The sequence below is a fragment of the Pseudomonas sp. PA-1-6B genome (assembly GCF_021609545.1).
Classification (GTDB): Bacteria; Pseudomonadota; Gammaproteobacteria; order Pseudomonadales; family Pseudomonadaceae; genus Aquipseudomonas; species Aquipseudomonas fluorescens_BV.
Window position 1 is genome coordinate 26,617 of the sequence record NZ_WJZM01000030.1, and the last position, 25,752, is coordinate 52,368.

At 60.8% G+C, this 25,752-nt stretch carries 23 protein-coding genes; 8 read left to right on the forward strand and 15 right to left on the reverse strand.

What is annotated here, in order from left to right:
• Nucleotides 1-16 precede the first annotated feature (16 nt).
• The 5 genes from GIV35_RS15710 to GIV35_RS15730 form a co-directional block, all read right to left on the reverse strand.
• Nucleotides 17-385 (reverse strand): glyoxalase superfamily protein, encoded by a 369-nt coding sequence (locus tag GIV35_RS15710; protein ID WP_223023116.1) that lies wholly within the window; start codon nucleotides 383-385, stop codon nucleotides 17-19.
• A 76-nt stretch (nucleotides 386-461) separates the two neighbouring features.
• Complete coding sequence (locus GIV35_RS15715) at nucleotides 462-2,909, reverse strand: dermonecrotic toxin domain-containing protein (protein WP_236264672.1); 2,448 nt, start codon at nucleotides 2,907-2,909, stop codon at nucleotides 462-464.
• Between the two features lie 113 nt (nucleotides 2,910-3,022).
• Nucleotides 3,023-4,501 (reverse strand): N-acyl-D-amino-acid deacylase family protein, encoded by a 1,479-nt coding sequence (locus GIV35_RS15720; RefSeq protein ID WP_236264671.1) that lies wholly within the window; start codon nucleotides 4,499-4,501, stop codon nucleotides 3,023-3,025.
• 1 nt (nucleotide 4,502) lies between these two features.
• Complete coding sequence (locus GIV35_RS15725; RefSeq protein WP_034128758.1) at nucleotides 4,503-5,363, reverse strand: MurR/RpiR family transcriptional regulator; 861 nt, start codon at nucleotides 5,361-5,363, stop codon at nucleotides 4,503-4,505.
• Nucleotides 5,364-5,383: 20 nt separating this feature from the next.
• Nucleotides 5,384-6,787, reverse strand: a complete 1,404-nt coding sequence (locus tag GIV35_RS15730) for a GntT/GntP/DsdX family permease (RefSeq protein ID WP_200600154.1) — start codon at nucleotides 6,785-6,787, stop codon at nucleotides 5,384-5,386.
• A 189-nt stretch (nucleotides 6,788-6,976) separates the two neighbouring features.
• On the opposite strand from GIV35_RS15730, the gene GIV35_RS15735 reads away from it, so the two are divergent.
• Entirely contained in the window at nucleotides 6,977-7,351 is a 375-nt protein-coding gene (locus GIV35_RS15735; protein WP_236264670.1) for a lysozyme inhibitor LprI family protein, read from the forward strand.
• A gap of 120 nt (nucleotides 7,352-7,471) precedes the next feature.
• Here GIV35_RS15735 and GIV35_RS15740 read toward each other — a convergent pair whose 3' ends face one another.
• The 4 genes from GIV35_RS15740 to GIV35_RS15755 all read right to left on the reverse strand — a co-directional run bounded on the left by GIV35_RS15740 (nucleotide 7,472) and on the right by GIV35_RS15755 (nucleotide 11,815).
• Nucleotides 7,472-8,917 (reverse strand): SulP family inorganic anion transporter, encoded by a 1,446-nt coding sequence (locus GIV35_RS15740; protein WP_105228428.1) that lies wholly within the window; start codon nucleotides 8,915-8,917, stop codon nucleotides 7,472-7,474.
• Between the two features lie 197 nt (nucleotides 8,918-9,114).
• Complete coding sequence (locus GIV35_RS15745) at nucleotides 9,115-10,008, reverse strand: NAD-dependent epimerase/dehydratase family protein (RefSeq protein ID WP_236264740.1); 894 nt, start codon at nucleotides 10,006-10,008, stop codon at nucleotides 9,115-9,117.
• A gap of 103 nt (nucleotides 10,009-10,111) precedes the next feature.
• On the reverse strand, nucleotides 10,112-11,008 hold the full coding sequence (locus GIV35_RS15750) for a LysR family transcriptional regulator (RefSeq protein WP_057975038.1): 897 nt from the start codon (nucleotides 11,006-11,008) through the stop codon (nucleotides 10,112-10,114).
• A gap of 42 nt (nucleotides 11,009-11,050) precedes the next feature.
• Entirely contained in the window at nucleotides 11,051-11,815 is a 765-nt protein-coding gene (locus tag GIV35_RS15755) for a sulfite exporter TauE/SafE family protein (protein WP_105228432.1), read from the reverse strand.
• 189 nt (nucleotides 11,816-12,004) lie between these two features.
• Between GIV35_RS15755 and GIV35_RS15760 the strand changes: the two genes are divergently transcribed.
• Entirely contained in the window at nucleotides 12,005-12,895 is an 891-nt protein-coding gene (locus GIV35_RS15760) for a LysR substrate-binding domain-containing protein (protein WP_236264739.1), read from the forward strand.
• On the opposite strand, the gene GIV35_RS15765 is transcribed toward GIV35_RS15760, so the two are convergent.
• Together GIV35_RS15765 and kynU are read right to left on the reverse strand one after the other, a co-directional pair.
• The gene (locus tag GIV35_RS15765) at nucleotides 12,841-14,247 is read right to left on the reverse strand and encodes an amino acid permease (protein ID WP_014719903.1); all 1,407 of its coding nucleotides are present in this window, start codon (nucleotides 14,245-14,247) and stop codon (nucleotides 12,841-12,843) included. The two genes, GIV35_RS15760 and GIV35_RS15765, sit on opposite strands and share 55 nt — an antisense overlap.
• Nucleotides 14,248-14,378: 131 nt before the next feature.
• Nucleotides 14,379-15,629 (reverse strand): kynureninase, encoded by a 1,251-nt coding sequence (kynU, locus tag GIV35_RS15770; RefSeq protein ID WP_236264737.1) that lies wholly within the window; start codon nucleotides 15,627-15,629, stop codon nucleotides 14,379-14,381.
• A 144-nt stretch (nucleotides 15,630-15,773) separates the two neighbouring features.
• Between kynU and GIV35_RS15775 the strand changes: the two genes are divergently transcribed.
• Nucleotides 15,774-16,247, forward strand: a complete 474-nt coding sequence (locus tag GIV35_RS15775; RefSeq protein ID WP_003176072.1) for an Lrp/AsnC family transcriptional regulator — start codon at nucleotides 15,774-15,776, stop codon at nucleotides 16,245-16,247.
• Nucleotides 16,248-16,353: 106 nt separating this feature from the next.
• Here the strand turns inward: GIV35_RS15775 and catA are convergent, their stop codons facing one another.
• Genes catA through GIV35_RS15790 form a run of 3 tightly spaced genes read right to left on the reverse strand, consistent with a single transcriptional unit; the run spans nucleotide 16,354 to nucleotide 18,753 of the window.
• Nucleotides 16,354-17,283, reverse strand: coding sequence for a catechol 1,2-dioxygenase (gene catA / locus GIV35_RS15780; protein WP_236264736.1), 930 nt, complete (start codon nucleotides 17,281-17,283; stop codon nucleotides 16,354-16,356).
• A gap of 39 nt (nucleotides 17,284-17,322) precedes the next feature.
• A complete protein-coding gene (gene catC / locus GIV35_RS15785; protein WP_003194105.1) occupies nucleotides 17,323-17,613 on the reverse strand; it encodes a muconolactone Delta-isomerase in 291 nt (96 codons plus the stop codon).
• A gap of 12 nt (nucleotides 17,614-17,625) precedes the next feature.
• Nucleotides 17,626-18,753, reverse strand: a complete 1,128-nt coding sequence (locus GIV35_RS15790; protein WP_236264735.1) for a muconate cycloisomerase family protein — start codon at nucleotides 18,751-18,753, stop codon at nucleotides 17,626-17,628.
• 114 nt (nucleotides 18,754-18,867) lie between these two features.
• On the opposite strand from GIV35_RS15790, the gene GIV35_RS15795 reads away from it, so the two are divergent.
• Nucleotides 18,868-19,743, forward strand: a complete 876-nt coding sequence (locus GIV35_RS15795) for a LysR family transcriptional regulator (RefSeq protein WP_236264734.1) — start codon at nucleotides 18,868-18,870, stop codon at nucleotides 19,741-19,743.
• 132 nt (nucleotides 19,744-19,875) lie between these two features.
• Here the strand turns inward: GIV35_RS15795 and GIV35_RS15800 are convergent, their stop codons facing one another.
• Complete coding sequence (locus GIV35_RS15800) at nucleotides 19,876-20,868, reverse strand: AraC family transcriptional regulator (RefSeq protein ID WP_105228444.1); 993 nt, start codon at nucleotides 20,866-20,868, stop codon at nucleotides 19,876-19,878.
• Nucleotides 20,869-21,181: 313 nt separating this feature from the next.
• Between GIV35_RS15800 and antA the strand changes: the two genes are divergently transcribed.
• The 4 genes from antA to GIV35_RS15820 all read left to right on the forward strand — a co-directional run bounded on the left by antA (nucleotide 21,182) and on the right by GIV35_RS15820 (nucleotide 25,678).
• Nucleotides 21,182-22,573, forward strand: coding sequence for an anthranilate 1,2-dioxygenase large subunit (antA, locus tag GIV35_RS15805; RefSeq protein WP_213153881.1), 1,392 nt, complete (start codon nucleotides 21,182-21,184; stop codon nucleotides 22,571-22,573).
• Entirely contained in the window at nucleotides 22,573-23,064 is a 492-nt protein-coding gene (gene antB, locus GIV35_RS15810) for an anthranilate 1,2-dioxygenase small subunit (RefSeq protein ID WP_034133666.1), read from the forward strand. The genes antA and antB overlap by 1 nt, the downstream gene beginning before the upstream one ends.
• 134 nt (nucleotides 23,065-23,198) lie before the next feature.
• On the forward strand, nucleotides 23,199-24,206 hold the full coding sequence (gene antC / locus GIV35_RS15815; RefSeq protein WP_200647682.1) for an anthranilate 1,2-dioxygenase electron transfer component AntC: 1,008 nt from the start codon (nucleotides 23,199-23,201) through the stop codon (nucleotides 24,204-24,206).
• 71 nt (nucleotides 24,207-24,277) lie between these two features.
• On the forward strand, nucleotides 24,278-25,678 hold the full coding sequence (locus GIV35_RS15820) for an amino acid permease (RefSeq protein WP_105228450.1): 1,401 nt from the start codon (nucleotides 24,278-24,280) through the stop codon (nucleotides 25,676-25,678).
• Nucleotides 25,679-25,752 lie beyond the last annotated feature (74 nt).

Consider the following 25,752-nt stretch of genomic DNA (forward strand, 5'->3'; position numbering starts at 1 on the left):
CAGCCCAATGGGAGAATCAGCCCTCGTTCTCCTCAACAAACACCAACCGATTCCCAAACGGGTCTCTGATGCTCATCTCCCGCGTCCCCCACGGCGTGTCTTCAACCCCAGGCTTGGCATACCGGTATTCCTTGCCCAGCAATTGCTGCTGATACGCATCGACCCCTTGGGCCTGGACCCGCACAGCCGCCCCTGGCGAAGCATCGCCATGATGCTCGGACAAGTGCAGCACACACTCCCCCAGCGACACTTGCACGTACAACGGAAAATTCGCCTCGAAGCGATGCTGCCAATCGACCTTGAACCCCAGGAAATCGACGTAGAACTCCAACGCCTTGGCCTCGTCGAAAATCCGCAGGATGGGGGTGACTTTTCCTAAGTGCATATAACTCTCCAAGTTCCGGTCGCTCGTTGCTGGCGAGCGACCACCCTAGCTCAGCAAGCGCTCAAAGTGAACACGCTCAATGGTTGTGAATTTCCCTGATCCTTGCGCTCGACAGTTGATCATTGTCCACATGCACTTCATCGAACTCATAGGAACTTTCTGCAAACTCATTCAAGTGGCCCGACTTGCGCATCCGCTCGATGGTGCCGGGCGCCACACACTGGCGAGCCTCGACGAACTGCGGGTTTACCTCGATATTTTCGTTGAAAGAGACGACGGGAACACCGCGACTGTCGATTTCGTAAAGGTGGTACTTGCCGCCGAGTGCAGTATCACCAAAATGTATCGCCGCCGCCTTTGAGCGAGACGCCATCACGACATTGCCGTCCATCATTTTTTCAGCCCCGGAAAAGAAGTTTGAGTCCCGGAAACCATAAGTTGCCGGATCACCGCGACGCTCTACGCGATCCGCCTTTTCGACGCGGTACAACTTGGGTATATCGGTACGTTCAATCATGCCTCGACTGTTGAAATACCCACCATCAGGCACCTGGACGCCGGCCTTGAACGGATTGACCTTGAGCACGTTGCTATCGTCGTACGGCTCGTAATCCCCGGAGGACGTGGCATCGGAAACCACCGAAGACGGCGACTCCTCATTCTCCGACAGTTCGTTTTCCGAGTCCTCGAGTTTGGGCTTCTTCGCCGTAGACGGGCCCTCCTCGACGATCTCATACCGGGGCTGCACTGAGGGACGCTTGGCCCCCCCTTGCAGGTAAATCTCCATGGATGGGTCCCACGCAGGATTCAAGCCGTTTGCTGGTTTTTCGGGTAGCCGCGCAGGTTCCGTCGGACTCATCAGCACACCGATCTGCCCGTTCACGCGGCGATAGTTGAAAAACGGTTTTTGCGCCGTCGTCGGTTGAGCGCCGGACTCGACAGCGGGGTCGGCCGTGGAAGGGCCGGCCTTGCCGAGGGCGTGAAAAAAAGCCATCGTCGCGACGTCCATCACCGCCGAATGCAGCCCATTCTTGCGCTCGGCCTGAGTGTCACCCTCCACGGCCTGGTCGATTTCCATTCCTACCTGTGCCGTATAAGAGACGGCGCCAAGCGCCAGACCAATAGGCCCGAGCAAGGCCATGGGGATGGAGAATATTGCGTTGCCGGCTTGCAACAGAGCCAGTGCGTCGTCCTTGCGCACTTCGCCGTTGGATTTCATTTCGGTATCCGCATCATTGTCGATGCGTTGGCGTGTCTGGCTGGCCATGAAGGAAAACACGTCCCCGCCGATTGGATAATTCAAAGTATCGATAACACTGTCATTCGCTGCCTGGGTGCCTGCACCCAGCTTGGCCAGGGTGACGTCCACGCCGTTGGCACTCAGGGCGCCAAACACGCCCTGCTGACGATCACGCAGCGAGAAATGTTCCTCCAGCACCTTGGCTTTGGCGGGGTCCTTGCTTTGTTCGAGCACCCACTGGTCCACGGCGGCTCGGTCCTTGAAAGTCTGGATCGCGGGTTTTGCGCCGGGGACATAGAGGGTTTCGGTACCACTCTTGGCGATGAAGCGCAGGATGTCATTGGACTTATAACCATTGATGTCGAAGCAAAACACCCTGGTGTCCGGACCCGGCGTCGTCTGCGCCTGTAACTGGGCCTTGGACATCGGCCCCTCGAGCGGTACACCTGACGCCGCCGCTTTCATTACCTCGGCATAAGCCTGCGGGCTCAGGCCCTGGCTGGAGTCTTGTTGGTTGAGGGCGCGCGCGGCACGGGCCTCCATCACAAACTGTTGCTTGGCCAGCATCCGCCACTCGTCGCCGTGCTGCATCCAAAAATTGTCCAGCCTGGTCATCACCTTTTTCTGCAGGTCCCCCTCACGCACCAGGTTCAACAGCTCGCTGGGCTTCATGCGCAGTTGGTTGCCGGCGTCGTAGGTGCCTTTTCCCGGCCCATCCAGGTACAGGCCATAGGCGGCGTCCAGATCACGCCAGGTCTCCACGGCGTTGGGCACATCATCGTGAATTTTCGAGTAGAGGTAGCCCGGTCCCGTCCGGTCGAAAATGAACTTGCCCAGCCGGCTGAAAAAATCCGGCACACTTTCGCTGTCCAGCAACGAAAACGGGCTGGTATTCGAAGACACGAAATGCGCCAGCGCCTGAGCCTTGCCGGCCGTGCCGTAGCGTTCTGCCGAGAAAAAATCACTGGCCACGGCATCGGTCAGCGTCATGGACGACTCGGGAACTCCGCGATGTTCCCACCCGGTCACGGCGCTGCCAGTGTGGGTACTGTTGGCAGGAGAAAACTGATGCAGGTATACCTTGTCGGGGTCGATCCATTGATTGGTCAGGTTCCAGACTTTTTCCTGGATCCAGCCTTTGATCGTGTCACGGGGAAAAGGGAACGCCGACATCGCATCGACGCCCCCATTCACCGCTGCGTCAGGCGGCGTGACGGTAGATGAAATGACGGCGTTGCCGGCCCGGTTAGCGAGTTGGCTGGGGCTTACAGACTGAGTGTTCATACAGGCTCTCCGTAATAAGACCTGCACATGCTAGAGAGCCGTCCTTTGCAATCAATTAGCTTTTTGTAAGCGCTGATTGGCCATATTCAGACACGCTATCGGGCCGAGCACTGTCAGATCGCATCCCGCGCACCAAGCTGAAACCCTCGGCGCAAATCACCGCTGCGCGCCAGAAAACGACCCGCACGCCGTGTGTTCGCCTGCCCTTCGCTGTAGCTCAAGACGCCGTTTACCCACACTCGCTCAATCCCTTCGGCCGCACGCTGAGGCGTCTTGAAATCCGCCATGTCACGCACCCGCGCAGGGTCGAAGAGCACCAGGTCAGCCCAGTGCCCCTCGCGAATTTCGCCTCTTTGGGCCAAGCCGAAACGCGCCGCCGACAGCCCGGTCATTTTGTGTATCGCCGTGTACAACGGGAACAATCCGACATCCCGGCTGAAATGCCCTAGCACCCGTGGGAAAGCGCCCCACAAGCGCGGATGAGGAAACGGATCTTCAGGTAACCCATCCGACCCCACCATCGACAACGGATGCGCAAGAATGCGCCGCACATCCGCCTCATCCATGCCGTAGTACACCGCCCCCGCAGGTTGCAAACGGCGGGCGGCATCCATCAGCGAAACGCCCCACTCGGCGGCAATCTCCTGCAAATCACGCCCGCCCATTTGCGGGTGCGGTGTGGACCAAGTGATGGTGATGCGAAACGCGTCAGTCACCTGCTTGAGGTCCAGGGTCGAGGAGCTGGCGGCATAGGGGTAGCAATCACAACCCACCGGATGATCTTTTGCCGCTGCTTCCAGGGCCGCCAACAGCTGCGGGCTGCGCCCCCAGTTACCGGCTCCGGCGCATTTAAGGTGGGAAATGATCACCGGCACCCTGGCATGTCGACCGATCAGAAACGCCTCATCCATTGCTTCCAGCACTGGCTCGAACTCACTGCGCAAATGCGTGGTGTACACCGCGCCGTAGGCCGTCAGTTCCTCAACGAGTTGCAGCACTTCATCGGTCTCGGCGTTGAAGGCGCTGGCGTAGGCCAGGCCTGTGGATAACCCCAGGGCACCGGCCTCCAGGCTCTCTTGCAACTGCACGCGCATGGCCGCGATTTCATACGGTGTGGCGGTGCGATGCAGGTCGTCCATATGGTTGCTGCGCAGCGCCGTGTGACCGATCAATGCCGCGACGTTCACTGCCGGATGGGCGCCCTGCACCGCGTTGCGATAATCGCTGAACCGCGGATAACAGAACTGCTCACGGTTGCCTAATAAGTTCATCGGGTCCGGCGGGTCGCTGCGCAAACTGACCGGCGAAGCGCTGATGCCACAGTTGCCGACAATCACCGTGGTCACGCCCTGGCTGAGCTTGGGCAGCATCTGCGGCTGGCGAATCACTACCGTGTCGTCGTGGGTGTGCACGTCGATAAAACCCGGTGCCAATACCCGGCCATGGCCGTCGATGATCTGCTCGGCCTGGGCTGTGGACAAGTCGCCAATCGTGCGGATGCGCCCTGCGTGCACACCCACATCGGCGACATACCCTGGGGTGTTACTGCCATCGATGATCAGCGCCTGGCGAATCAGCGTGTCGTACTTCATATCAATCTCCAAGCGGCAGGCTGCCAGGGCCGCCGCGGTAATCGTCCAGAGCCAGTTTGATCCGGCGCAGGCGTTCCTGGTTGTCGTCCGGCAGGGCCAGCGCCAACTCGGTGGCGAGCAGGTCGATAGCCAGCAGCATGCCGTAGCGGGCCGCAGTGGGCTTGTAGATAAAACTGGTTTCCGCCGATTGCAGCGGCAGCACGACATCCGCCAACTGCGCCAGCGGCGAATCGGCAAGGGTGATGGCAATGATCCGCGCGTCGTAGTTGCGCGCCAGCGTCACCACCTCCAGTAACTCGGGGGTCAGGCCCGTGAGTGAGCAGGCGATCACGGCATGTTCGGGCCCAAGGGTCGCCGCCGTGACACGCATCATCACAGGGTCGTGGCTGGCGGCAATCGGATAGCCCAGACGCACCAGGCGCACCTGCAATTCATCGCTGCACAGGCTCGACGGCCCGCCCATGCCGAACGCATGGATCATCCGCGCCTTGCCCAACAGCTTGACCGCATCGCCAAAGCTGCGCTGGTTGAAGCCCGACAGGTGCTGACGCAACGTCGCCTCGATATCCCCCAGAATCTGCCGATGAAACGCTGACTGTTCTGGCTTGCCCGCCGGGTCCAGGAAGCGGCTGCCCACGCCGCTGGCCTGGGCCAATTGCAGGCGCAAATCGCGCAAGTCACGGCAGCCCACGCTGCGGGCGAAGCGTGACAAGGTGGCGGTACTCACCTCAGCCCGTTGCGACAGTTCCTCCAGGCTGGCGGACGCGGCAAAGCCCACATCCTCAAGCATCAGTTTGGCAATACGCCCTTCGCCGGCACTGAAAGTGTCCTGGCGGGCGCGGATCTGATAGAGGATGTCCATGGGGGCTCCGGGTTACAGGCTCATAACACAAGGGACAGACCGTAGGTCAGGCCGAAGGCGACCAGCGAAATCAGGGTCTCGAGTACGGTCCAGGTCTTGAAGGTCTGGATGACCGTCATATTGAAGTATTCCTTGATCAGCCAGAAGCCGCCGTCGTTCACGTGGGAAAAGATCACCGAGCCTGCACCGGTCGCCAACACCAGCAATTCAGGGTGTGGATAACCCAGGCCCAAGGCGACCGGCGCGACCACCCCGGACGCGGTGGTCATGGCCACCGTGGCCGAGCCGGTGGCGACGCGCATCAGCGCGGCGAACAGCCAGCCCATCACCAGCGGCGACAACTGGAACGCATGGGCCAGGCCAAGGATTTCATGAGTAACACCAGCGTCCACCAGGATGCGATTCAAACCACCGCCCGCGCCCACCAGCAAGGTAATGCTGGCGGTCGGCGCCAGGCATTCGTTGGTGAACTTGAGGATCGACTCGCGGTTGAAGCCCTGGGCCAGGCCCAAGGTCCAGAAACTCACCAGGGTCGCCACCAACAGGGCGATCACCGAGTTGCCGATAAACAACAGGAACTGGTTGAAACCGCTGCCCGGCGTAGAAATCACGTTGGCCCAGCCGCCGATCATCATCAGCACCACCGGCAACAGGATGGTGCCCATGGTCAGCGCAAAGCTGGGCAGGCGTGTACGCGGTTCACGCTCGATGAACTGGCGCTCCAGCGGATTTTCCGCCGGCAACTGAATGTGCGGCACGATGAACTTGGCGTAGACGGGACCCGCGATAATCGCCGTGGGGATACCAATCAAAATCGCATACAGCACCGTCTGCCCGACCGAGGCGTTATAGGCCAGCACCGCCATCATTGCCGCCGGGTGCGGCGGCACCAACGCATGCACCACCGACAGGCCGGCGACCATCGGCAGCCCGACCATCAAAATCGACACGCCCACGCGTCGCGCCACGGTAAAGGCAATCGGCACCAGCAGTACAAAGCCGACCTCGAAAAACAGCGGCAGCCCCACCAGAAACGCAATACACACCATCGCCCAGTGTGCATTGCGCTCACCGAAGCGGTTGATCAGCGTGCGCGCCACCTGCTCAGCGCCGCCCGACTCGGCCATCATCTTGCCGAGCATGGTGCCCAGCGCCACCACCAGGGCGATATGCCCCAGGGTCTTGCCGACACCCGCCTCGTACGAGCCCATGATGGTGTCCGCCGGCATCCCGGCCATCAGCGCCAGGCCGATGGACACCAGCGTAATCACGATAAAGGGGTTGAGTCGGTAGCGTGCAATCAGCACGATCAATGCAATGATGGCGATGGCAGCGTATGCCAACAGCCCGAAGCCCGGTGATGCGGCCATGCGGTACTCCTCGGAAAGGGTCACGTCGAATTGGTTGTGAAACTCATAAATCATTCCCGAGGAGCATTTTCAATTTTCATGAAAGTAATTTTCGCCCACGGATAAGCGCTGTCGCTTGGGGATACGCCCGACGCAAGCCGATGAAAATTCGGGGGGTGTTCTTACATGAAGATCAGAGAAGGCGGAAACTCAATCGCTGCCCTTGAGTCATAGAATGCGCATCCATTGCCCAGGAACCCGCTCATGATTCGCACCACAATTGCCGCCAGCGTCCTGCTCTTGTGCGGCAGCGCTTATGCCGCCGACAACCCTGCCTTGAAAAAATGCATGGACAGCGCCAATACCACCGCCGACATGGTCAATTGCAATGCCAGGCAAACCAAGGTGCAGGACGGCCGCCTGAACCGCGCCTACAAGACCGCCCTCGCCGCCCAGGAAGGCCCGCGCAAACAACAACTGCAAGACGTGCAGCGCTTGTGGATCAAATACCGCGACGCCAACTGCGCCTTCGCAGGCAGCGCCACCGGCGGCACGATTGATCAGGTAAACGGCTCAGGCTGCGTGCTGGACATGACCCAGACCCGCGCCCAGGAACTGGAAGACCTGGTCGGCCCGTAACTGCTACAGCTCCCCCCTGTGGCGAGGGAGCTTGCTCCCGCTGGGCTGCGCAGCGGCCCCAAAATCCTGGGCGCGCTTCGCACGCCAGCGGGAGCAAGCTCCCTCGCCACAGGGGCTCAATCAGTCGTGATGAACCTTGGCGCGCTTGAGCAGTTTTTTGCAGCGCTCGGACAAATGCAGCACCCGCAGGTGCTTGCCAGCCTTGGTGTAGCGCTCGCGCAGGGTCATCAGGGCGGCAATCGCCGAATAGTCGACAAAGCTCAGGTGACGGCAATCCAGTGTGACCTGGGCCGGATCGTTGGCCGGGTCGAACTGATTCAAAAACGGTGTGGTCGAGGCGAAGAACAACGTGCCATGCAGCCGATAGAGCTTGCTGCCATCGGCTTCCAGGTGTTCATCAGCGTACAGCTCCCGCGCCTGCTGCCAGGCAAAATTCAGCGCGGCGATGACGATACCGCACAGTACGGCGGTGGCCAGGTCGGTGAACACCGTAATGATCGTCACCGCCATGATCACCAGCACATCATTGAGCGGCACCTTGTTGATCACCCGCAACGATGCCCAGGCGAAGGTCTGTTGCGACACCACGAACATCACGCCCACCAACGCCGCCAGCGGGATTCGCTCGATCAGTGGCGACAGAAACAGAATGAACAACAGAATCATCACCCCGGCAAATACCCCGGAGAAACGCCCACGCCCGCCGGAGCTGAGGTTGATCACGGTTTGCCCGATCATCGCGCAACCACCCATGCCGCCAAACAGGCCCGAGACCATATTCGCCGCGCCCAGGGCCACGCTTTCGCGGTCAGGATAACCACGGGTCTCGGTGATTTCGTCGGTGAGGTTGAGGGTCAGCAAGGTTTCCAACAGGCCAACCATCGCCATCAAAAACGCGTAGGGCGCGATGATGCCGAGGGTTTCCAGGGTCCAGGGGATCTGCGGCAGGGCGAAAGTCGGCAAACCACCGGCGATGTGCGCCATATCGCCCAAGGTGCGGGTCGGCAGGCCAAGCAGGTACACCGCCAGGCCCACACCCAGAATCGCCACCAGCGCTGGCGGTACGGCACGGGTCAGGCGGGGCAACAGATACACAATGGCCATGGTCGCCGCCACCAGCCCGGCCATCACGTACAGCGGCGTGCCGCTGAGCCAGGTTTCACCGCTCTTGAAATGCTCCAGTTGCGCCAGCGCAATGATGATCGCCAGGCCGTTGACGAAGCCGAGCATCACCGAATGCGGCACCATGCGCACCAGCTTGCCCAGGCGCAGCAGGCCGAAAGCGACCATGATCAACCCGCCCAGCAACACCGTCGCCAGCAAATACTCCACGCCGTGCTGTACCACCAGCGCGACGATCACCACTGCCATGGAGCCTGCCGCGCCCGAGACCATGCCCGGGCGGCCACCGAACAAAGCGGTGAGGGTGCAAATGATGAAAGCACCGTAGAGGCCCATCAGCGGGTTGAGATGGGCCACCAGCGCAAAGGCGATGCATTCGGGCAGCAAGGCGAAAGACGTGGTGAGGCCGGCCAGGGCGTCGGCGCGCAGACGGGTGAGCTTCATGGAGTACCAGGGAAGTGCGGGGGATAAGGCGGGGAATGGTACGGAATTGCGGCGGGTGGGGCTAGTGAAGTGTCAGGTCTGATGTACCGAGCCGCCCCTTTCGCAGGCAAGCCAGCTCCCACATTTGAATCTATTCACAGATCCAAATGTGGGAGCTGGCTTGCCTGCGAAGGCCGCACCGCGGTGCTAAGCGAACATCACACCATCTCGTTGCGAATCCACTCCACCACCGAGGTGCGCTTTGGCGTCCACCCCAACAGTTCACGGGCGTGTTTGCCGCGCACTCGGCTATTGGAGCCCAACCCGTAGTTGGCCATTTCATAGCCCCACTCGGCCTCAGCCTCGGCCAATGGCCAATCCTGTGGCTCGCCCAGGTTCAGCGCTTGGGCAATCGCCTTGGTCATGTCGATGAATGCTGCTTCGCTGCTTTCCACAAAGTAGAAAGTACCCGGGACGTTTTTGGTCAGCGCCAGCAGATACAGGGCGACCACATCTTCAATATGCACGTTGGACCAGATGTTCTGCCCGCTGCCCACATGGCGCACTACTCCGCTTTTGCGCGCCTGCTTGAGCAAGCGCGGCAATTGCACGCTGTCACGCTTCACGCCCAAGCTGTGGCCGTAGATCAGGGTGTTGCAGATCACCGCCGAATTCACGCCGTCATTGGCCGCCGCGAGGATCAGGTTGTCGATCGCCACGCGTGCGGCCTTGTCGACGGTCGGCTCAGGCAGATTGTCTTCAAAGTAGATGACTTCACTGGCTTTACCGCCCGACGCATCGCCGACGATGCTCGACCCGCTGGTATGCAGGAACGGCTTGTTTGAGCCTTTCAAGGCGGCCAGCAAAGTTTGCACGGCGCCGCGGTGGTCGCTGCTGGCGGCGTTGATCACTGCATCGGCCTTCTGCGCCTGCTCGGTCAATACCGCTGCGTCGTCGAGGTTGCCGATCACCGGCGTGATGCCCAGGGCAGTCATTTCGGCGGCTTGCTCGGCGTTGCGCACGAGGCCGGTGACGTGATGGCCGGCGTTGACCAGGCCGGTGGCGATCGAACCGCCGATAAACCCTGCTGCACCGGTAACGAATACATTCATGGAGGTTGCTCCTGACTGGGTAAGTGATGCGTCCAGTATCCAGCCCCCACGGCTGCCAAATAAGCCCGTGCGGCCCAATTCACTCTTGCGCTCAGGTCACGAATCAGCGCGCATACCGCGCCAGCTTGGCCTGAATAAAGTCCAGGAAGCACTGGATGCGTAGCGCCAATTGCGAGTTGCGATAGAACACCGCGTGGATCGGCTGGCGATAACCGCTGTTGAACACCTCCAACATGGGCACCAGGCGGCCGGCGTCGATGTCAGCGACGGTCATGAAATTCGACAGGCAACAAATGCCCTGCCCCTGCAGCGCTAACTGACGCACGGTTTCGCCACTGGAGGCGCTGACGCTGGGCTGAATCAGCCAGCGGTCACCTTCGCCGTGACGCAGCGGCCAGTGGTTAAGGGTCTCGGTGTGGGTGAAGCCCAGCAAGGTGTGATCAGCCAACTCGGCAACGGTCGTCGGCGTGCCGTATTGCTTGAGGTAGCCGGGGCTGGCCAGGACATGCAGCGGCGTGCTGCCCAGGAAACGCGCATGCAGGGTCGAGTCGGCAAGGGCGCCGATGCGAATGGCGATGTCGGTGCTTTGCTCCAGCAGGTCGATGATCAAATCATCGCTGTTGAGCTCCAACTGGATATCCGGGTAGAGGCTGCGAAATTCGGCGATGTACGGCACGACCCCATGCAACATGAACGGCACGGCGGCATTGATACGCAGGCGGCCGGCCGGTTTTTTCTGGCGCGATGACAGGCGCTCTTCCAGCTCATCCATCTGCGCCAGGATCAGCTTGGCCTGCTCGAAGAAGTACTTGCCCTCCTCGGTCAGGTCCATGCGCCGCGTGGTGCGGTTGATCAAGGTGGTGTCGAGTTTGGCTTCCAGGCGCGACAAGGTGCGGCTGACTGCCGATGGCGTTTGCCCGACTTTTTCGGCGGCGGCCGAAATCGAGCCGCATTCAATCACGCTGACGAAGATCTGTAGCTCATCGGAACGGGCTTTCACGGGCGGTCCTTCATTTATCGGCTGACACGTGCCCGCTCATTATTAACCAGCCAGCAACAAATGGCCTCCCAGCAACGCCATGCCGGTAAAAAATCCACGTTTGAACCACAGCGCACTAATGCGTCGGCGCACCACCTGACCCAGCCACATCCCCAGCAATGCCGGCACCAACGCCAGCAATGACGCGCCCATTTCACCGCCGCCCAGAGCCCCGCGCCAGGCCAGCCCGGCGGCCAGCGCCAGTGTCGACACGGTGAACGACAGCCCCAGCGCCTGCACCAACTGATCACGGCTCAAGCCCAGCGCTTGCAGGTACGGCACCGCCGGGATCACGAAGACACCGGTGGCCGAGGTAATAATGCCGGTGATCACCCCGCACAAGGGGCCCAGCCAGCGCTCGGTTCGGGGCGCGACCTTGAAGGTCGGCAGGAATAACCCGCTCAGCGCATACACCAGTAAAGCCGCACCCAGGGCACGCACCACCCAAGGTCCGCTACCCATGCCCAGCCACAAGGTGCCCAGCCCGGTGCCGAGGAAGATCAGCAACAGCATCGGCCACAGGCGTTTGAGCAAGACACCCAAGTGCCCGCCAAAGGACAGTTGCCAGAGGTTGGTCACCGTCGAAGGAATGATCAGCAATACCGCAGCCTGCGCCGGAAGCATAGCCAGGCCAAGCATGCCCATGGCTACAGTGGGCAAGCCCAGGCCGATGACGCCCTTGACCGTACCGGCCAGCAGGAAGGTGATGATGACCAGCGCGGTCAGGGCGGGGCCGAGGTTTTGGTAGAACGCGAGGAAGGTATTCATGCACCGATTGTGCAGGGCTGGAGAGTGGCTGAAAATTCGCCATATACTGAGGTAGCCTCTTGTTTTGTGTGAGGCTGATGACGCTATCGCAGGCAAGCCAGCTCCCACATTTGGAATTGTGAATACATTCAAGTGTGGGAGCTGGCTTGCCTGCGATGAGGCCCGCCCAGTCACCGGAAACCTGCAGCCATGCACTTTGACCTCATCGACCTGCGCCTCTACCTGCACATCCTGGACACCGGCAATATCACCGCCGGCGCGGCCCGCAGCCACCTGTCCCTGGCTGCCGCCAGCGCACGCATCCGAGCCATGGAGTCTTCACTGGGCATCGCGTTTCTCGAGCGCGGCCGCCGTGGCGTGACCCCGACACCCGCGGGCAAAGCCCTGGCGCGGCATGCTCGCCTGCTGTTGCAGCAGGCCGACCATCTGCAGCAAGACCTGGCCGAATACGCCAATGGCGTCAAAGGCCAGGTACGCCTGCTGTGCAATACCACCGCCCTTAGCGAGTACCTGCCTGAACTGCTCGCGCAGTTTTTGCGCGAGCACCCCAACCTCGATATCGACCTGCAAGAGTTGCCCAGCCTGCGCATCACACACGCCTTGCGCCAGGGTACGGCGGACCTGGGGATTATTTCCGATGCGGTAGACACCCACGGCTTGCAGACCCTGGCGTTTCGCGACGACCCGCTGGTGCTGATCATGCCCCTGGACCACCCGTTGACCAGCGCGAGTTTTATCGAGAGCTTGCAATACGACTACGTGGGCCTGGCGGCCAACAGCGCGTTGGCGGTTTACCTGGAAGAACAGGCACTGCACGCGGGCTTTCGCTTGCAGACGCGCATTCGCGCCGACGGTTTTGATGGAGTGATTCGCATGGTCGCCGGCGGTGCGGGCCTGGGCATCGTGCCTCAGGCCGCCTTGGCGCGCTGGCCATCAGAACGTCGTTTCAAGGCCCACCCCCTGCAAGAGGAGTGGGCCTGCCGCAAACTGCTGTTATGCGCACGCTCGTTCGAACAATTGCCGGGCTATGCCAGGGCTTTGTTCGAGGCCTTGGCCCTGCCCTTGCGGAAGAACCCGTAATACACAGCCGATAGAATCAGCAGGAACGGCACGCCAAACACCAGTGTCATCTTGAAGGCGTCGGTGAAATAGGTGGTGATCATCACCGCCCCCATCAGCACCAACCCCAGCAACGTGCTGTAGGGAAACAGGCGCAACTGGAACGACAACTTCGCCCCGCCATGACGCTTGCGATAGCGGCGGAAAAACAGGTGAGTGAGGAAGATCATGAACCAGGTGAAGATTGCGCCAAACATCGAGATCGCCATCATCAGGGTGAACGAACTTTCCGGGTACACCACGTTGAGCAACGTCGCCAGGGCAATGCCCGAGCTGGACAGCAGCAATGCGTTGAGCGGGATGCCGTTCTTGCTCAGCGCGCCCATGGACTTGGGCGCAAAACCAGCGCGCGACAGGCTGAACATCATGCGCGTGGTGATGTAGAGCTGACTGTTCATGGCCGACAGCGCCGCGATCAGGATCACGAAATTCATCACCCCGGTGGCACCGGGAATGCCGATGGTCTGCATCACTGTGACAAACGGGCTCTGGGCCTGGCCGGCCTGGTTCCACGGTACGATGGCGAGCATCAGCGCCAGGGTCAGCAGGTAGAACACCACCAGCCGCACGATGGTAGCGCGGAAGGCTTTCTTCACTGCCTGCTCCGGGTCGGCGGCTTCACCGGCGGCCACGGCGATCATCTCGACACTGAGGTAGCTGAAGATCGACACGATCACCGCGATCCACATGCCACTCAAGCCATGGGGGAAAAAGCCGTCGTGGGCCGTGTAGTTCTGCACCCCGTAGTCAGGGTTACCGGAGCCGAACACCACATACACCGCCAGGATGATGAAACCGACAATGGCGCTGATCTTGATCGTCGAGAACCAGTATTCGAAGTTGCCGAAGGTCTTCACGCTGATCGCATTGAGCAGGATCAGCACACTGGAAAACGACACGATCCACACCCACTCCGGCACGTTGGCGAACCAGTACTTCATGTACATCGCCACCGCCGTGACCTCGGCCCCCACCGCCAGCACAATCGCCGCCCAGTAGGCATAGCGCACCAGGAACCCGGCCAACGGGCTGATGTAGAACTCGGCGTAAGCGCCAAAGGAGCCGGAGGTGGAATGGGCCACCGTCATCTCCGCCAGGCAGCCCATCAGCAGCAAGGTAATCAACGCACCGATGGCGTAGCTCACCAGCACGCTGGGCCCGGCATAACCGATGGCGTAGGCGCTGCCCATGAACAGCCCGGTGCCGATGGCGCCACCGATGGCGATCATGCTCATCTGGCCGGAAGTGAGCTGGCGCCTCAGGCCCAGTTCACGGTGGGTAATTTCTGCAAAGCCGTTGTCTGGCGTGGTCACGGGTGTGCCCCTTTATTATTGTGATGGTGGCTGACGCTGAACCGGTGGGAGCTGGCTTGCCTGCGATAACGGTAGTGAATGCACCGACGCTGTCGCAGGCCGCCAGCTCCCACATTTGATCTGTGTTGCCCTTAAGTAACGCTGTTGCGGACTTTGAATTGCGGCTGGTCCCAGGTGCGCTTGTCGAGAATTTCACCGAGGATTTCCACGGCGTCCCACACTTCGGTAAAGCTGGTGTACAGCGGCGTGAAACCAAAGCGCATGATCCGCGGCTCACGGTAATCGCCGATCACGCCTCGGGCGATCAAGGCCTGGATCACCGCATAACCTTCGGGGTGTTCAAAGCTGACGTGGCTGCCGCGCCGGGCGTGTTCACGCGGGGTGATCAGTTCCAGGCCGTGGGCGGCGCAGCGGCTTTCGACCAATGCAATGAACAGGTCAGTCAAGGCCAGGGACTTAGTCCGCAGGCGCACCATGTCGGTCTGGGCAAAAATCTCCAGGCCACATTCCACCAAGGCCAACGAGGTAATCGGCTGCGTACCGCAGAGGTAGCGGGCAATGCCGGCGCTGGGGGCGTAGGTGGACTCCATGGCGAACTGCCGGGTATGCCCGAACCATCCGGATAACGGCTGGCGCACCACATCTACCAATGCCGGGTTGACCCACACAAACGCCTGGGAGCCCGGGCCGCCGTTGAGGTATTTGTAGGTGCAGCCAATCGCATAATCCGCGCCGGCCTGGTGCAGATCGACAGGCACCGCGCCCGCCGAATGCGCCAGGTCCCAGATGCTCAGCGCGCCGCACTCGTGGCTCAGTGCGGTCAGGGCCGCCATGTCATACATGTAGCCGGTCTTGTAGTTGACGTGGGTGAGCATCACCACCGCCACGTCCGCATCGATGGCCTGGGGCAGTTCGGCCGGGCTGTTCACCAGGCGCAGGGAATAGCCTTGTTGCAGCAGTTCGGCCAAGCCTTCGGCGATGTACAAGTCGGTGGGAAAGTTGCTCGCTTCGCTGACGATGACCTTGCGCGCAGGTGTACGTTGGCGCTGCACACTCAAGGCGGCGCTGAGCACTTTGAACAGGTTGATCGAGGTGGTATCGGTGATCACCACCTCGCCCTCACGCGCACCGATCAACGGCGCCAGACGGTTGCCCAGGCGCAGGGACAAATCCGCCCAGCCGGCGCTGTTCCAGCTACGAATCAAGCCATTGCCCCACTCCTCGGCGATCACCTGTTGTGCCCGCTCCAGCGCCGCCACCGGGCGAGCGCCGAGGGAGTTGCCGTCGAGGTAGATCACACCCTCGGGCAAGGCAAATTGGGCACGCAGGGGGGCCAACGGGTCCTGGGCGTCGAGGGCTTGGCAATGGCTTCGAGTGGTCATGGGTCGTCCTGGTTTTTATAAGGGAGGCTGGACCAAATAATGAACGAACTTTTAGAGAATTTTCGTGCAAAGTGATGGGCAAAGGGCTATTTAAGCTGTAGAAAATTCGAATTTGACCTCCGAACACGCGGATATCTTCCAAGCATGATTCTCGACGCTACCGACCTGCGCCTCCTGCATTTCCTGCAACAGGATGGCCGCATCAGCAACCAGGAACTGGCGGAAAAAGTTGCGCTGTCGCCGTCTGCATGCCTGCGCCGTTTGCGCCTGCTGGAGAGCGAGGGAATCATCAGCGGTTACCGCGCGGTGTTGAACGCCGAGCAGTTGGGGATCGAGCTGGAAGCCATCGTGCACCTGTCGTTGCGCCAGGATGTGGAGGACTGGCATGAGACATTCATCAAAAAGGTGCAAGGCTGGCCGGAGGTGGCGAGCGCCTATGTGATCACCGGCGCCAGCAACTATGTGCTGCGGGTGCAGGCGCGCAACCTCAAGCACTTTTCGGACTTTATCGTGAACCACCTGAACCGCACGGCGGGGGTGATGGATATCCGCTCGGAGATAGTGCTGCAGAAGATCAAAGACCGGGATGAGGTGCTGGACCTGGTCGTGCGCAAATAACACAAACACCCCAAAACCAATGTGGGAGCTGGCTTGCCTGCGATAGCGGTGGTGAATGTTCCACCGCTATCGCAGGCAAGCCAGCTCCCACAGTTGACCGAGTTGATCAGTCTTCCAGAGCACGCACTCGTTGCATGCGCTGCTGTTCTATTGGCGCATCCGCCACCTGCAACTCGAAGTCAAAATCAATCTGCGCAAACCGCCCTTGCACACCAAACTCTCGCGCCAGTTGTGAGTCGTCGCTGAAGCGAATTTCGGCAATCAGTTCATCGCGGGTGGCATAGGCGAAGTCATCATGCAGGTACGGGTCATCCGACAGGTTGATCTGCGTGGTCAGGTGCCGGTGCCCAGGCGCCGAGATAAAGAAGTGGATATGCGCCGGCCGCTGCCCGTGGCGCCCGAGTTGGTCGAGCAACTGTTGCGTCGGCCCGCTCGGTGGGCAGCCGTAGCCTGAAGGGACGATGCTGCGAAAACGGTAGTTACCCTGGGCGTCGGTCTCGATGCGCCGGCGCAGGTTGAATTCCGATTGCGCCGGGTCGAACCACGAATAGGTCCCGCCCGTGTTGGCCTGCCACACATCGACAATCGCCCCTGCCAACGGCTTGCCCTCGGTGTCGCGTACTTGCCCGCGCATGAACAACGGCACCGCGTCGTCCTTGCCGTCATCCAGCCGTGCCTCGTACTTGGACAGCGGCGCACCGGCCACGTACAACGGGCCTTCGATGGTGCGCGGCGTGCCGCCCGACTTGCCGGCCTGCTCGTCGGCGGCGTCCATCAACAGGTCCAGGTAATGCTCCAGGCCCAAGCCGGCGGCAAGCAGGCCGGCCTCCTGGTTTTTGCCCAGCTCATTGAGGTAGTTGACCGCCTTCCAGAATTCTTCCGGGGTCACTTCCAGGTCTTCGATGATATTCACGGTGTCGCGCAGGATCCGGTAAATCAGCGCCTTGGTGCGCGGGTTGCCCGCGTCATTGAGGTTACCGCTGGCTTCTTCGAGAAACTGTTGGGCGTGGGCAGTCTGGGACAGGCGGATGGACATGGTGCATTCCTCATCTTGTAGTTATAGGTGGAAGCCGGCTCAGCGGTCGTCCGCATGGATCGACGACGGATGGCGGCACAGCGCGTTCACTTCGATGGCCATGTAGGGGAACAACGGCAGTTGCATCAGCAGGTCGTGCAGGTCCTGCACGCTGTCGACATCGAACACGCTGTAGTTGGCGTAATGCCCGGCGATGCGCCACAGGTGACGCCATTTGCCCTCCTCTTGCAGGCGCTGAGCCAAGGCTTTCTCCTCGGCCTTGAGGCTGGCGGCGCGCTCGGGGTGCATGTCGAGGGGCAGGTTCACGGTCATTTTTACGTGGAACAACATGGCTGAGGCCTCTTAGTGTTTGTCACGGCGAAAGAACGCCAGGCGCTCTTCATCGAGCGCCAGGCCCAGGCCCGGCGCGCTGGAAACGTGCAGCTGGAAATCGCGGTACACCGGTGGCTCGGTGAGGATGTCTTCGGTGAGCAACAGCGGGCCGAACAATTCGGTGCCCCACGCCAGAGTGTTCAGCGTGAGAAAGGCATGGGCCGAAGCCAGGGTGCCAATGCCGCCTTCGAGCATGGTGCCGCCGTACAGGCCGATGCCAGCCGCTTCGGCAATCGCCGCCGTGCGCAATGCAGCGCGAGGGCCGCCATTCTTGGCGATCTTGAGGGCGAACACTGTGGCCGAGCCTTCACGCGCCAGGTTGAAGGCGTCTTCGACACATTCGATAGATTCATCGGCCATGATCGGCACGGGGCTCGACAGGTTGAGCCGGGCCATGCCGCCACGGTTGTTGCGTGAGATCGGTTGTTCGATCAGGTCGATACCGTTGTCGCCGAGCACCTTGCACGCCCGCAGGGCCACGGCTTCATCCCAGGCCTGGTTGACGTCGACGCGCACACTGGCGCGCTCGCCCAGGGCTTTTTTGATCGCGATCACATGGGCCAGGTCGCGGTTGACCTCCCCCGCGCCGATCTTCAATTTGAAGAGACGGTGGCGGCGCAGGTCGAGCATCTTCTCGGCCTCGTTGATGTCCTGTTCGGTATTACCGCTGGCCAGGGTCCAGGCCACCGGCAACGCGTCCCGCACACGCCCGCCCAGCAGCTCGCTGACCGGCAGCCCAAGGCGTTTGCCTAGGGCGTCGAGCAAGGCGCTTTCGATGCCGGATTTGGCGAAGGTGTTGCCGCGAATACTACGTTCCAGGCGTAACATCGCCGCGTTGACGTTACTCGCGTCCTGGCCGATCAGCAGCGGCGCGAAGTGACGGTCGATGTTGACCTTGATGCTGTCGGGGCTCTCGTTGCCGTAGCTCAGGCCGCCGATGGTGGTGGCTTCGCCGATGCCTTCGATGCCGTCGGTGCACCGCAGACGGATGATGACGAGGGTCTGGTTTTGCATCGTGTGCATCGCCAGCTTGTGCGGGCGAAGGGTGGGCAGGTCGACGATGACAGTTTCAATCGACTCGATGGTGCAAATCGGCATGGCAATACCCGTTGGGTTCTTTATAAATTTGCGTCGATTCTGTTCCGCATTTTTTCGGGCTTCCAATATAGAATTGGTCTCGTGCAATACTCTCAAGGTATGAAAGGAGTCGATATGGAACTGCGTCACTTGCGCTATTTCCAGGTGCTGGGTGAGACCCTCAACTTCACCCGAGCTGCCGAACGCTTGCATATCGCCCAGCCGCCTTTGAGTCGGCAGATCCAGCAACTGGAGGACGAACTCGGGGTGCTGCTGCTGGAGCGCAGCCGGCCCTTGCGGCTGACCGAGGCCGGACGGTTTTTCTATGAGCATGCCAATGTGCTGCTCGAACAACTGGGCAAGGTCTGCGACACCACTCGGCGCATCGGCCAAGGCGAGAAAACCTGGCTGGGCATCGGCTTTGCGCCGTCGACCTTGTACGGCGTGCTGCCGGAATTGATTCGGCGCCTGCGCACTCACGAGGCCCTGGAGCTGGAGCTGGGTTTGTCGGAGATGACCACCTTGCAGCAGGTCGAAGCGCTCAAGGCTGGCCGCATTGACGTAGGCTTCGGGCGGATTCGCATCGACGATCCGGCCATCGTCCAGCGCGTACTGGTGGAGGACCGCCTGGTAGCAGTGCTGCCCAGTGGTCACCCGTTGCTGGGCGCCCCGGCCACCCTCGCCCAGTTGGCCGGCGAACCCTTTGTGCTCTACCCCGGCAACCCGCGCCCCAGTTATGCCGACCATGTGATCGCGCTGTTCGACGCCCATGGCTTGAGCCTGAAGGTGGCGCAGTGGACCAACGAATTGCAGACCGCTATTGGCCTGGTGGGCGCAGGTATGGGGGTGACGTTGGTGCCGGCGTCGGTGCAGGTGCTGCATCGGGCGGATATTGGCTATACGCCGATTGTGGAGGCCACTGCGACTTCGCCGATCATTCTGAGCCGGCGGGTGAATGACCAGTCGCCGGGGCTGACTCATTGCCTGCAACTGGTTGAAGAGTTGATCTGAGATTCTCCAGGCGCCCCATATTCCATGTGGGAGCTGGCTTGCCTGCGATGGTGGTGGAACAGTTGGCATCGTATTGATCGGCCGACCGCTATCGCAGGCAAGCCAGCTCCCACAGAATGCTTTTCATCCAGTTCAAGTAATGCGCAGGCGCTTGCGTTGCAATGTCTGGCTGGGCGACTCATCGAACAGCTTGCGGTATTCCGCCGAAAACCGCCCCAGGTGCGTAAACCCCCAGCCCAAGGCGATTTCAGAAATAGTGCGCATTGAGCCCTGCTCCAGAATCTCCTGGCGCACCGCCCCCAACCGATGCTTCTTCAGATACGCCATGGGCGACAGTGCGAAGTACTTGCGAAACGCATCGAACAGTTTGAACCGCGACACGCCCGCCGCCGCTTCCAGGTCTTCCAGATGCAGCACTTCACGGGCGTTGTCGTGGATGAATTGCCGCGCACGGATCAAGTAGTGCGGCAGTTTTACCCCCAACACCTCACGCAACTCTTCAGAGTAGTTATTCGGTTGGGCCAGGATCAGCCCCTTGATCAGCGAGCTTTCCAGGTCACGGGTAAACGCCGCCTGCTCGTACAACTCGCTGCTGCATTCCAGTTCGGCGATGAAGTATCGCGCCATGCGCCACCACGAGGCCGGTGCTCCGTCCACAGCATCCATCACCGACTCAAACCGCAGCGGTGCATCGATGGGCCGTTGCAGCAAACCTTCCAGTGACTCGCTCATCGCCGCGCGGGTGATCACCACCTGCAACTTGCGGCAGTCACCGGAAATCGCCAGCACCTGATGCTCGTTGGGGGAAATGATCACGCCCTGGTCGCGGTTGGAACTGAGACGTTCACCGTTCTTGCTCAACTCCTGCTCCCCCACCAACGGCAGGCTCAAGCTGTAGCTGCTGAAGTGCTCGGCGTCTTCGATGTCGATGGTCACATCGGTACCGTACTCGATCACGCCCAGGGTGGTGGCGCGGGATTTGAACACGTTGGCGCTGTGGTGAAAGCGCAGGCGTTCGGGGGTGGCCGTCGCCAGGCGATGGGGCCCGCAGATGCCGGACATCCAGCTGCGCGCGCCTTCCAGGTCGAAGCGTTGAATATGAATATCGCGTGTCTGGCTACTCATCAGGGTGCACCCACGGCGGTTAGGCGTTTGCGCGCTCTGGCGGCGCGTCGTTGAACCTCGACAGCAAGTTCCAAGCCACGTCGGCGCCGTTGCAACCGCGTGGATAGCAATCGTCGACTATGTGGATAAATTCAGGTTTTCTGCGACCGTCACCTGCAATGACAGTAGCGCATCGCGTCACCGCGCCGCACCGTGTTGGGTATTTGCTGCCCAACTTTGCGGCCCATCTTCCCCCATTAAGCGGATAGCCCACCGCCCCTTCGCAGCGCCTTAATGGTTTACCCGTTTTAGCCATTATCAAAAGGTGCCTCCCATGAGTGGTGCAAGAACCGTCGAGCAGTGGAAATCCTTTATCGAAAGCTGCCTGGACTTTCGCCCGGCGGATGAAGTGTTCCGCATCGCCCGCGACATGTTCACCGAGCCCGAGCTGTTCGACCTGGAGATGGAGCTGATCTTCGAAAAAAACTGGATCTACGCCTGCCACGAAAGCGAACTGGCCAATAACCACGACTTCGTGACGATGCGCGCCGGGCGCCAGCCGATGATCATCACCCGTGACGGCGAAGGCCGGCTCAACGCGCTGATCAACGCCTGTCAGCATCGCGGCACTACCCTCACCCGCGTGGGCAAGGGCAACCAATCCACCTTCACCTGCCCGTTCCACGCCTGGTGCTACAAGAGCGATGGCCGACTGGTGAAAGTCAAGGCGCCAGGGGAATACCCGGAAGGTTTCGACAAGGCCACCCGCGGCCTGAAAAAAGCGCGCATCGACAGCTACAAGGGCTTTGTGTTTATCAGCCTGGACGTGAACGGCACCAACAGCCTGGAAGATTTCCTGGGCGACGCCAAAGTGTTCTTCGACATGATGGTGGCGCAATCGGCCACCGGTGAGCTGGAAGTGCTGCCGGGCAAGTCCGCCTACACCTACGACGGCAACTGGAAGCTGCAAAACGAAAACGGCCTGGACGGTTATCACGTCAGCACCGTGCACTACAACTACGTGGCCACCGTGCAGCATCGCCAGCAGGTCAACACCGAAAACGGCACGGGTTCCAGCACCACGCTGGACTACAGCAAGCTCGGCGCCGGTGACGCGGATACCGACGACGGCTGGTTCGCCTTCAACAACGGCCACAGCGTGCTGTTCAGCGACATGCCCAACCCCAGCGTGCGCTCCGGCTACGCCATCATCATGCCGCGCCTGATTGAAGAGCACGGCCAGCAGAAGGCCGAATGGATGATGCACCGCCTGCGCAACCTGAACATCTACCCCAGCCTGTTCTTCCTCGACCAGATCAGCTCGCAGTTGCGCATCATCCGCCCAGTGGCCTGGAACAAGACCGAGATCATCAGCCAGTGCCTGGGGGTCAAGGGCGAGTCCGACGCCGATCGCGAAAACCGGATCCGCCAGTTCGAAGACTTCTTCAACGTTTCGGGCATGGGCACGCCCGATGACCTGGTGGAGTTTCGCGAAGCCCAGCGCGGCTTCCAGGGCCGTCTGGAACGCTGGAGCGACATCTCACGGGGCAGTCATCGCTGGGAGACCGGGCCGACGCCCAACAGTGAGGCCATTGGCATCCAACCGGCGATGACCGGCACCGAATTCACCCATGAAGGCTTGTACGTCAACCAGCATCGCAACTGGCAGCAGTTCCTGCTCAAGGGTTTGGACCAGCGAGCCCTGACACTGCGGGAGGTGAAATGATGAATGCGCAATTGCAGTACCAGATCGAGCAGTTCTTCTACCGCAAGTCCGAACTGTGCGATGCCCAGGACTGGGACGCCTACGTGCAATTGTTCGACCCGCAGAGTGAATTCCACCTGCCGCAATGGGATTCCGAACACGTCTACACCCAAGACCCCAAGCGCGAGATGTCGTTGATCTACTACGCCAACCGCTCGGGCCTGGAAGACCGTGTGTTCCGCCTGCGCACCGGCAAAGCCGCCTCTGCCACGCCGATGCCGCGCACCTTGCACCTGATCAACAACGTGCGCATTGCCGAGCAGGCCGACGGTACGCTGGAGGTGCGTTTGAACTGGCACACGCTGTTCTATCGCCTGGCCACGTCCGAGCAGTTCTATGGGCATGCCACGTACCGCCTCAAGCCTGCGGGCGACAGCTGGCTGATCATGCGCAAGCACGCCCTGCTGCTCAACGACACCATCAACTCGGTGCTGGATTTCTATCACCTTTAAAACCAGCACATCCCCCCTGTGGCGAGGGAGCTTGCTCCCGCTGGAGTGCGCAGCGCTCCCAGTTTTTTGGGGCAGCTTCGCAGCCCAGCGGGAGCAAGCTCCCTCGCCACAGGGGCACGCTTGGAGTTTCATCAATGAATCACAAAGTGGCCTTCAGCTTTGCCGATGGCAAGACCCTGTTCTTCCCGGTGGGCGCCCATGAAATCCTGTTGGACGCGGCCCTGCGCAACGGCATCAAGATCCCGCTCGATTGCCGCGAAGGTGTGTGCGGCACCTGCCAGGGGCGTTGCGAATCCGGTGAGTACAGCCAGGACTACGTCGACGAGGAAGCGCTCTCCAGCCTCGACCTGCAACAGCGCAAGATGCTCAGTTGTCAGACCCGGGTGAAGTCCGACGCCACCTTTTATTTCGACTTCGATTCGAGCCTGTGCAACGCCCCCGGGCCCGTGCAGGTACGCGGCACGGTGAGCGCGGTGCAGCAGGTCTCGACCAGCACCGCCATCTTGCAGGTGCAACTGGACCAGCCACTGGATTTTTTGCCGGGCCAATATGCGCGTCTGTCGGTGCCCGGCACCGATAGCTGGCGCTCCTACTCCTTCGCCAACCGGCCGGGTAATCAGTTGCAGTTCCTGGTACGCCTGCTGCCCGATGGAGTCATGAGCAACTACCTGCGTGAACGCTGCCAGGTAGGTGATGAAATGCTGATGGAAGCGCCCTTGGGTGCGTTTTATCTGCGGCACGTCACCCAACCGCTGGTACTGGTGGCGGGCGGCACCGGGTTGTCGGCGTTGTTGGGCATGCTTGATGAGCTGGCCGTCAACGGCTGCACACAACCTGTGCACCTGTACTACGGCGTGCGCGGCGCCGAAGATTTATGTGAAGCGGCGCGTATCCACGCCTACGCGGCAAAAATCCCGAACTTTCGCTACACCGAAGTGCTGAGCGACGCCTCAGCCGAGTGGACGGGCAAACGCGGCTACCTCACCGAGCATTTCGACCTGGCCGAACTGCGGGACAGATCGGCGGATATGTACGTGTGCGGCCCCCCTCCGATGGTCGAATCCATCCAGCAATGGCTGGTGGATCAGGCACTTGATGGCGTTCAGCTGTATTACGAAAAGTTTACGCAGAGTAATATCTGACCCTCAGCAGTTCTGAGGGGCCGATGCGGCGTGCAATCACCCTTGAGAAAAACAAGTAGAAGGGAATGTTAATGGCGGATGACATGGTTAACCCGGTGGGCCTCAAGCGAGGCCTGAAGAACCGGCACATTCAGCTGATCGCCTTGGGAGGTGCGATTGGTACAGGCTTGTTCCTCGGCTCGGCCGGGGTACTCAAGTCGGCGGGGCCGTCGATGATCCTGGGCTATGCGGTGGCCGGGTTTATCGCGTTCCTGATCATGCGCCAGCTCGGCGAGATGATCGTCGAAGAGCCGGTGGCCGGTTCCTTCAGCCACTTCGCACATAAATACTGGGGCGGTTACGCAGGTTTCCTGGCGGGCTGGAACTACTGGGTGCTCTACGTGCTGGTGGGCATGGCCGAGTTGACGGCGGTGGGCAAGTACATCCAGTTCTGGTGGCCAGAGATCCCAACCTGGGTCAGCGCGCTGGTGTTCTTCGTCGCGGTGAACCTGATCAACACCCTGAACGTGAAGTTCTTCGGTGAAGCCGAATTCTGGTTTGCGATCATCAAGGTGGTGGCGATTGTCGGCATGATCGTGCTCGGCTGCTATCTGCTGTTCAGCGGCACCGGCGGCCCGCAAGCCTCGGTCAGCAACCTGTGGAGCCATGGTGGGTTCTTCCCCAATGGCGGCATGGGGCTGTTGATGTCGATGGCCTTTATCATGTTCTCGTTCGGTGGCCTGGAACTGGTCGGCATCACCGCCGCCGAAGCCAGCGAACCGCGCAAGGTGATCCCCAAGGCAATCAATCAGGTGGTGTACCGCATCCTGATTTTCTATGTCGGTGCGCTGACCGTGCTGTTGTCGCTGTACCCGTGGGATCAACTGCTGCAAACCCTCGGCGCGTCAGGCGATGCCTACAGCGGTAGCCCGTTTGTGCAGATCTTCTCGCTGATCGGCAACGACACCGCCGCCCACATCCTCAACTTCGTGGTGCTGACCGCGGCGTTGTCGGTGTACAACAGCGGCGTGTACTGCAACAGCCGCATGCTGTTCGGCCTGGCCGAGCAAGGTGACGCGCCCAAGGCGCTGATGAAGCTCAACAAGCAAGGCGTGCCGCTGCGGGCGTTGGCGATTTCGGCGTTGGTGACGATGCTGTGCGTGGTGGTCAACTACGTCGCGCCGCACAGTGCGCTGGAGTTGCTGTTTGCCTTGGTGGTTGCTTCGTTGATGATCAACTGGGCGCTGATCAGCCTGACCCACATCAAGTTCCGCAAGGCCATGGGCGAGCAAGGCGTGACGCCGTCGTTCAAGACCTTCTGGTTCCCGTTCAGCAACTACCTGTGCCTGGCGTTCATGGTGATGATCATCGGGGTGATGCTGGCGATTCCGGGAATTCGTGAGTCGGTGTATGCGATGCCGGTATGGGTGGGGATTATCTACGTTGCCTATCGGTTTCGGATCAGAAACGCGAGAGTTGCGGTCACCCAGTAACCTCTGTGGGAGCCGGGCTTGCCCGCGATGGCGGTGTGTCAGCCAACGGGTGGCCGACTGATACACCGCCATCG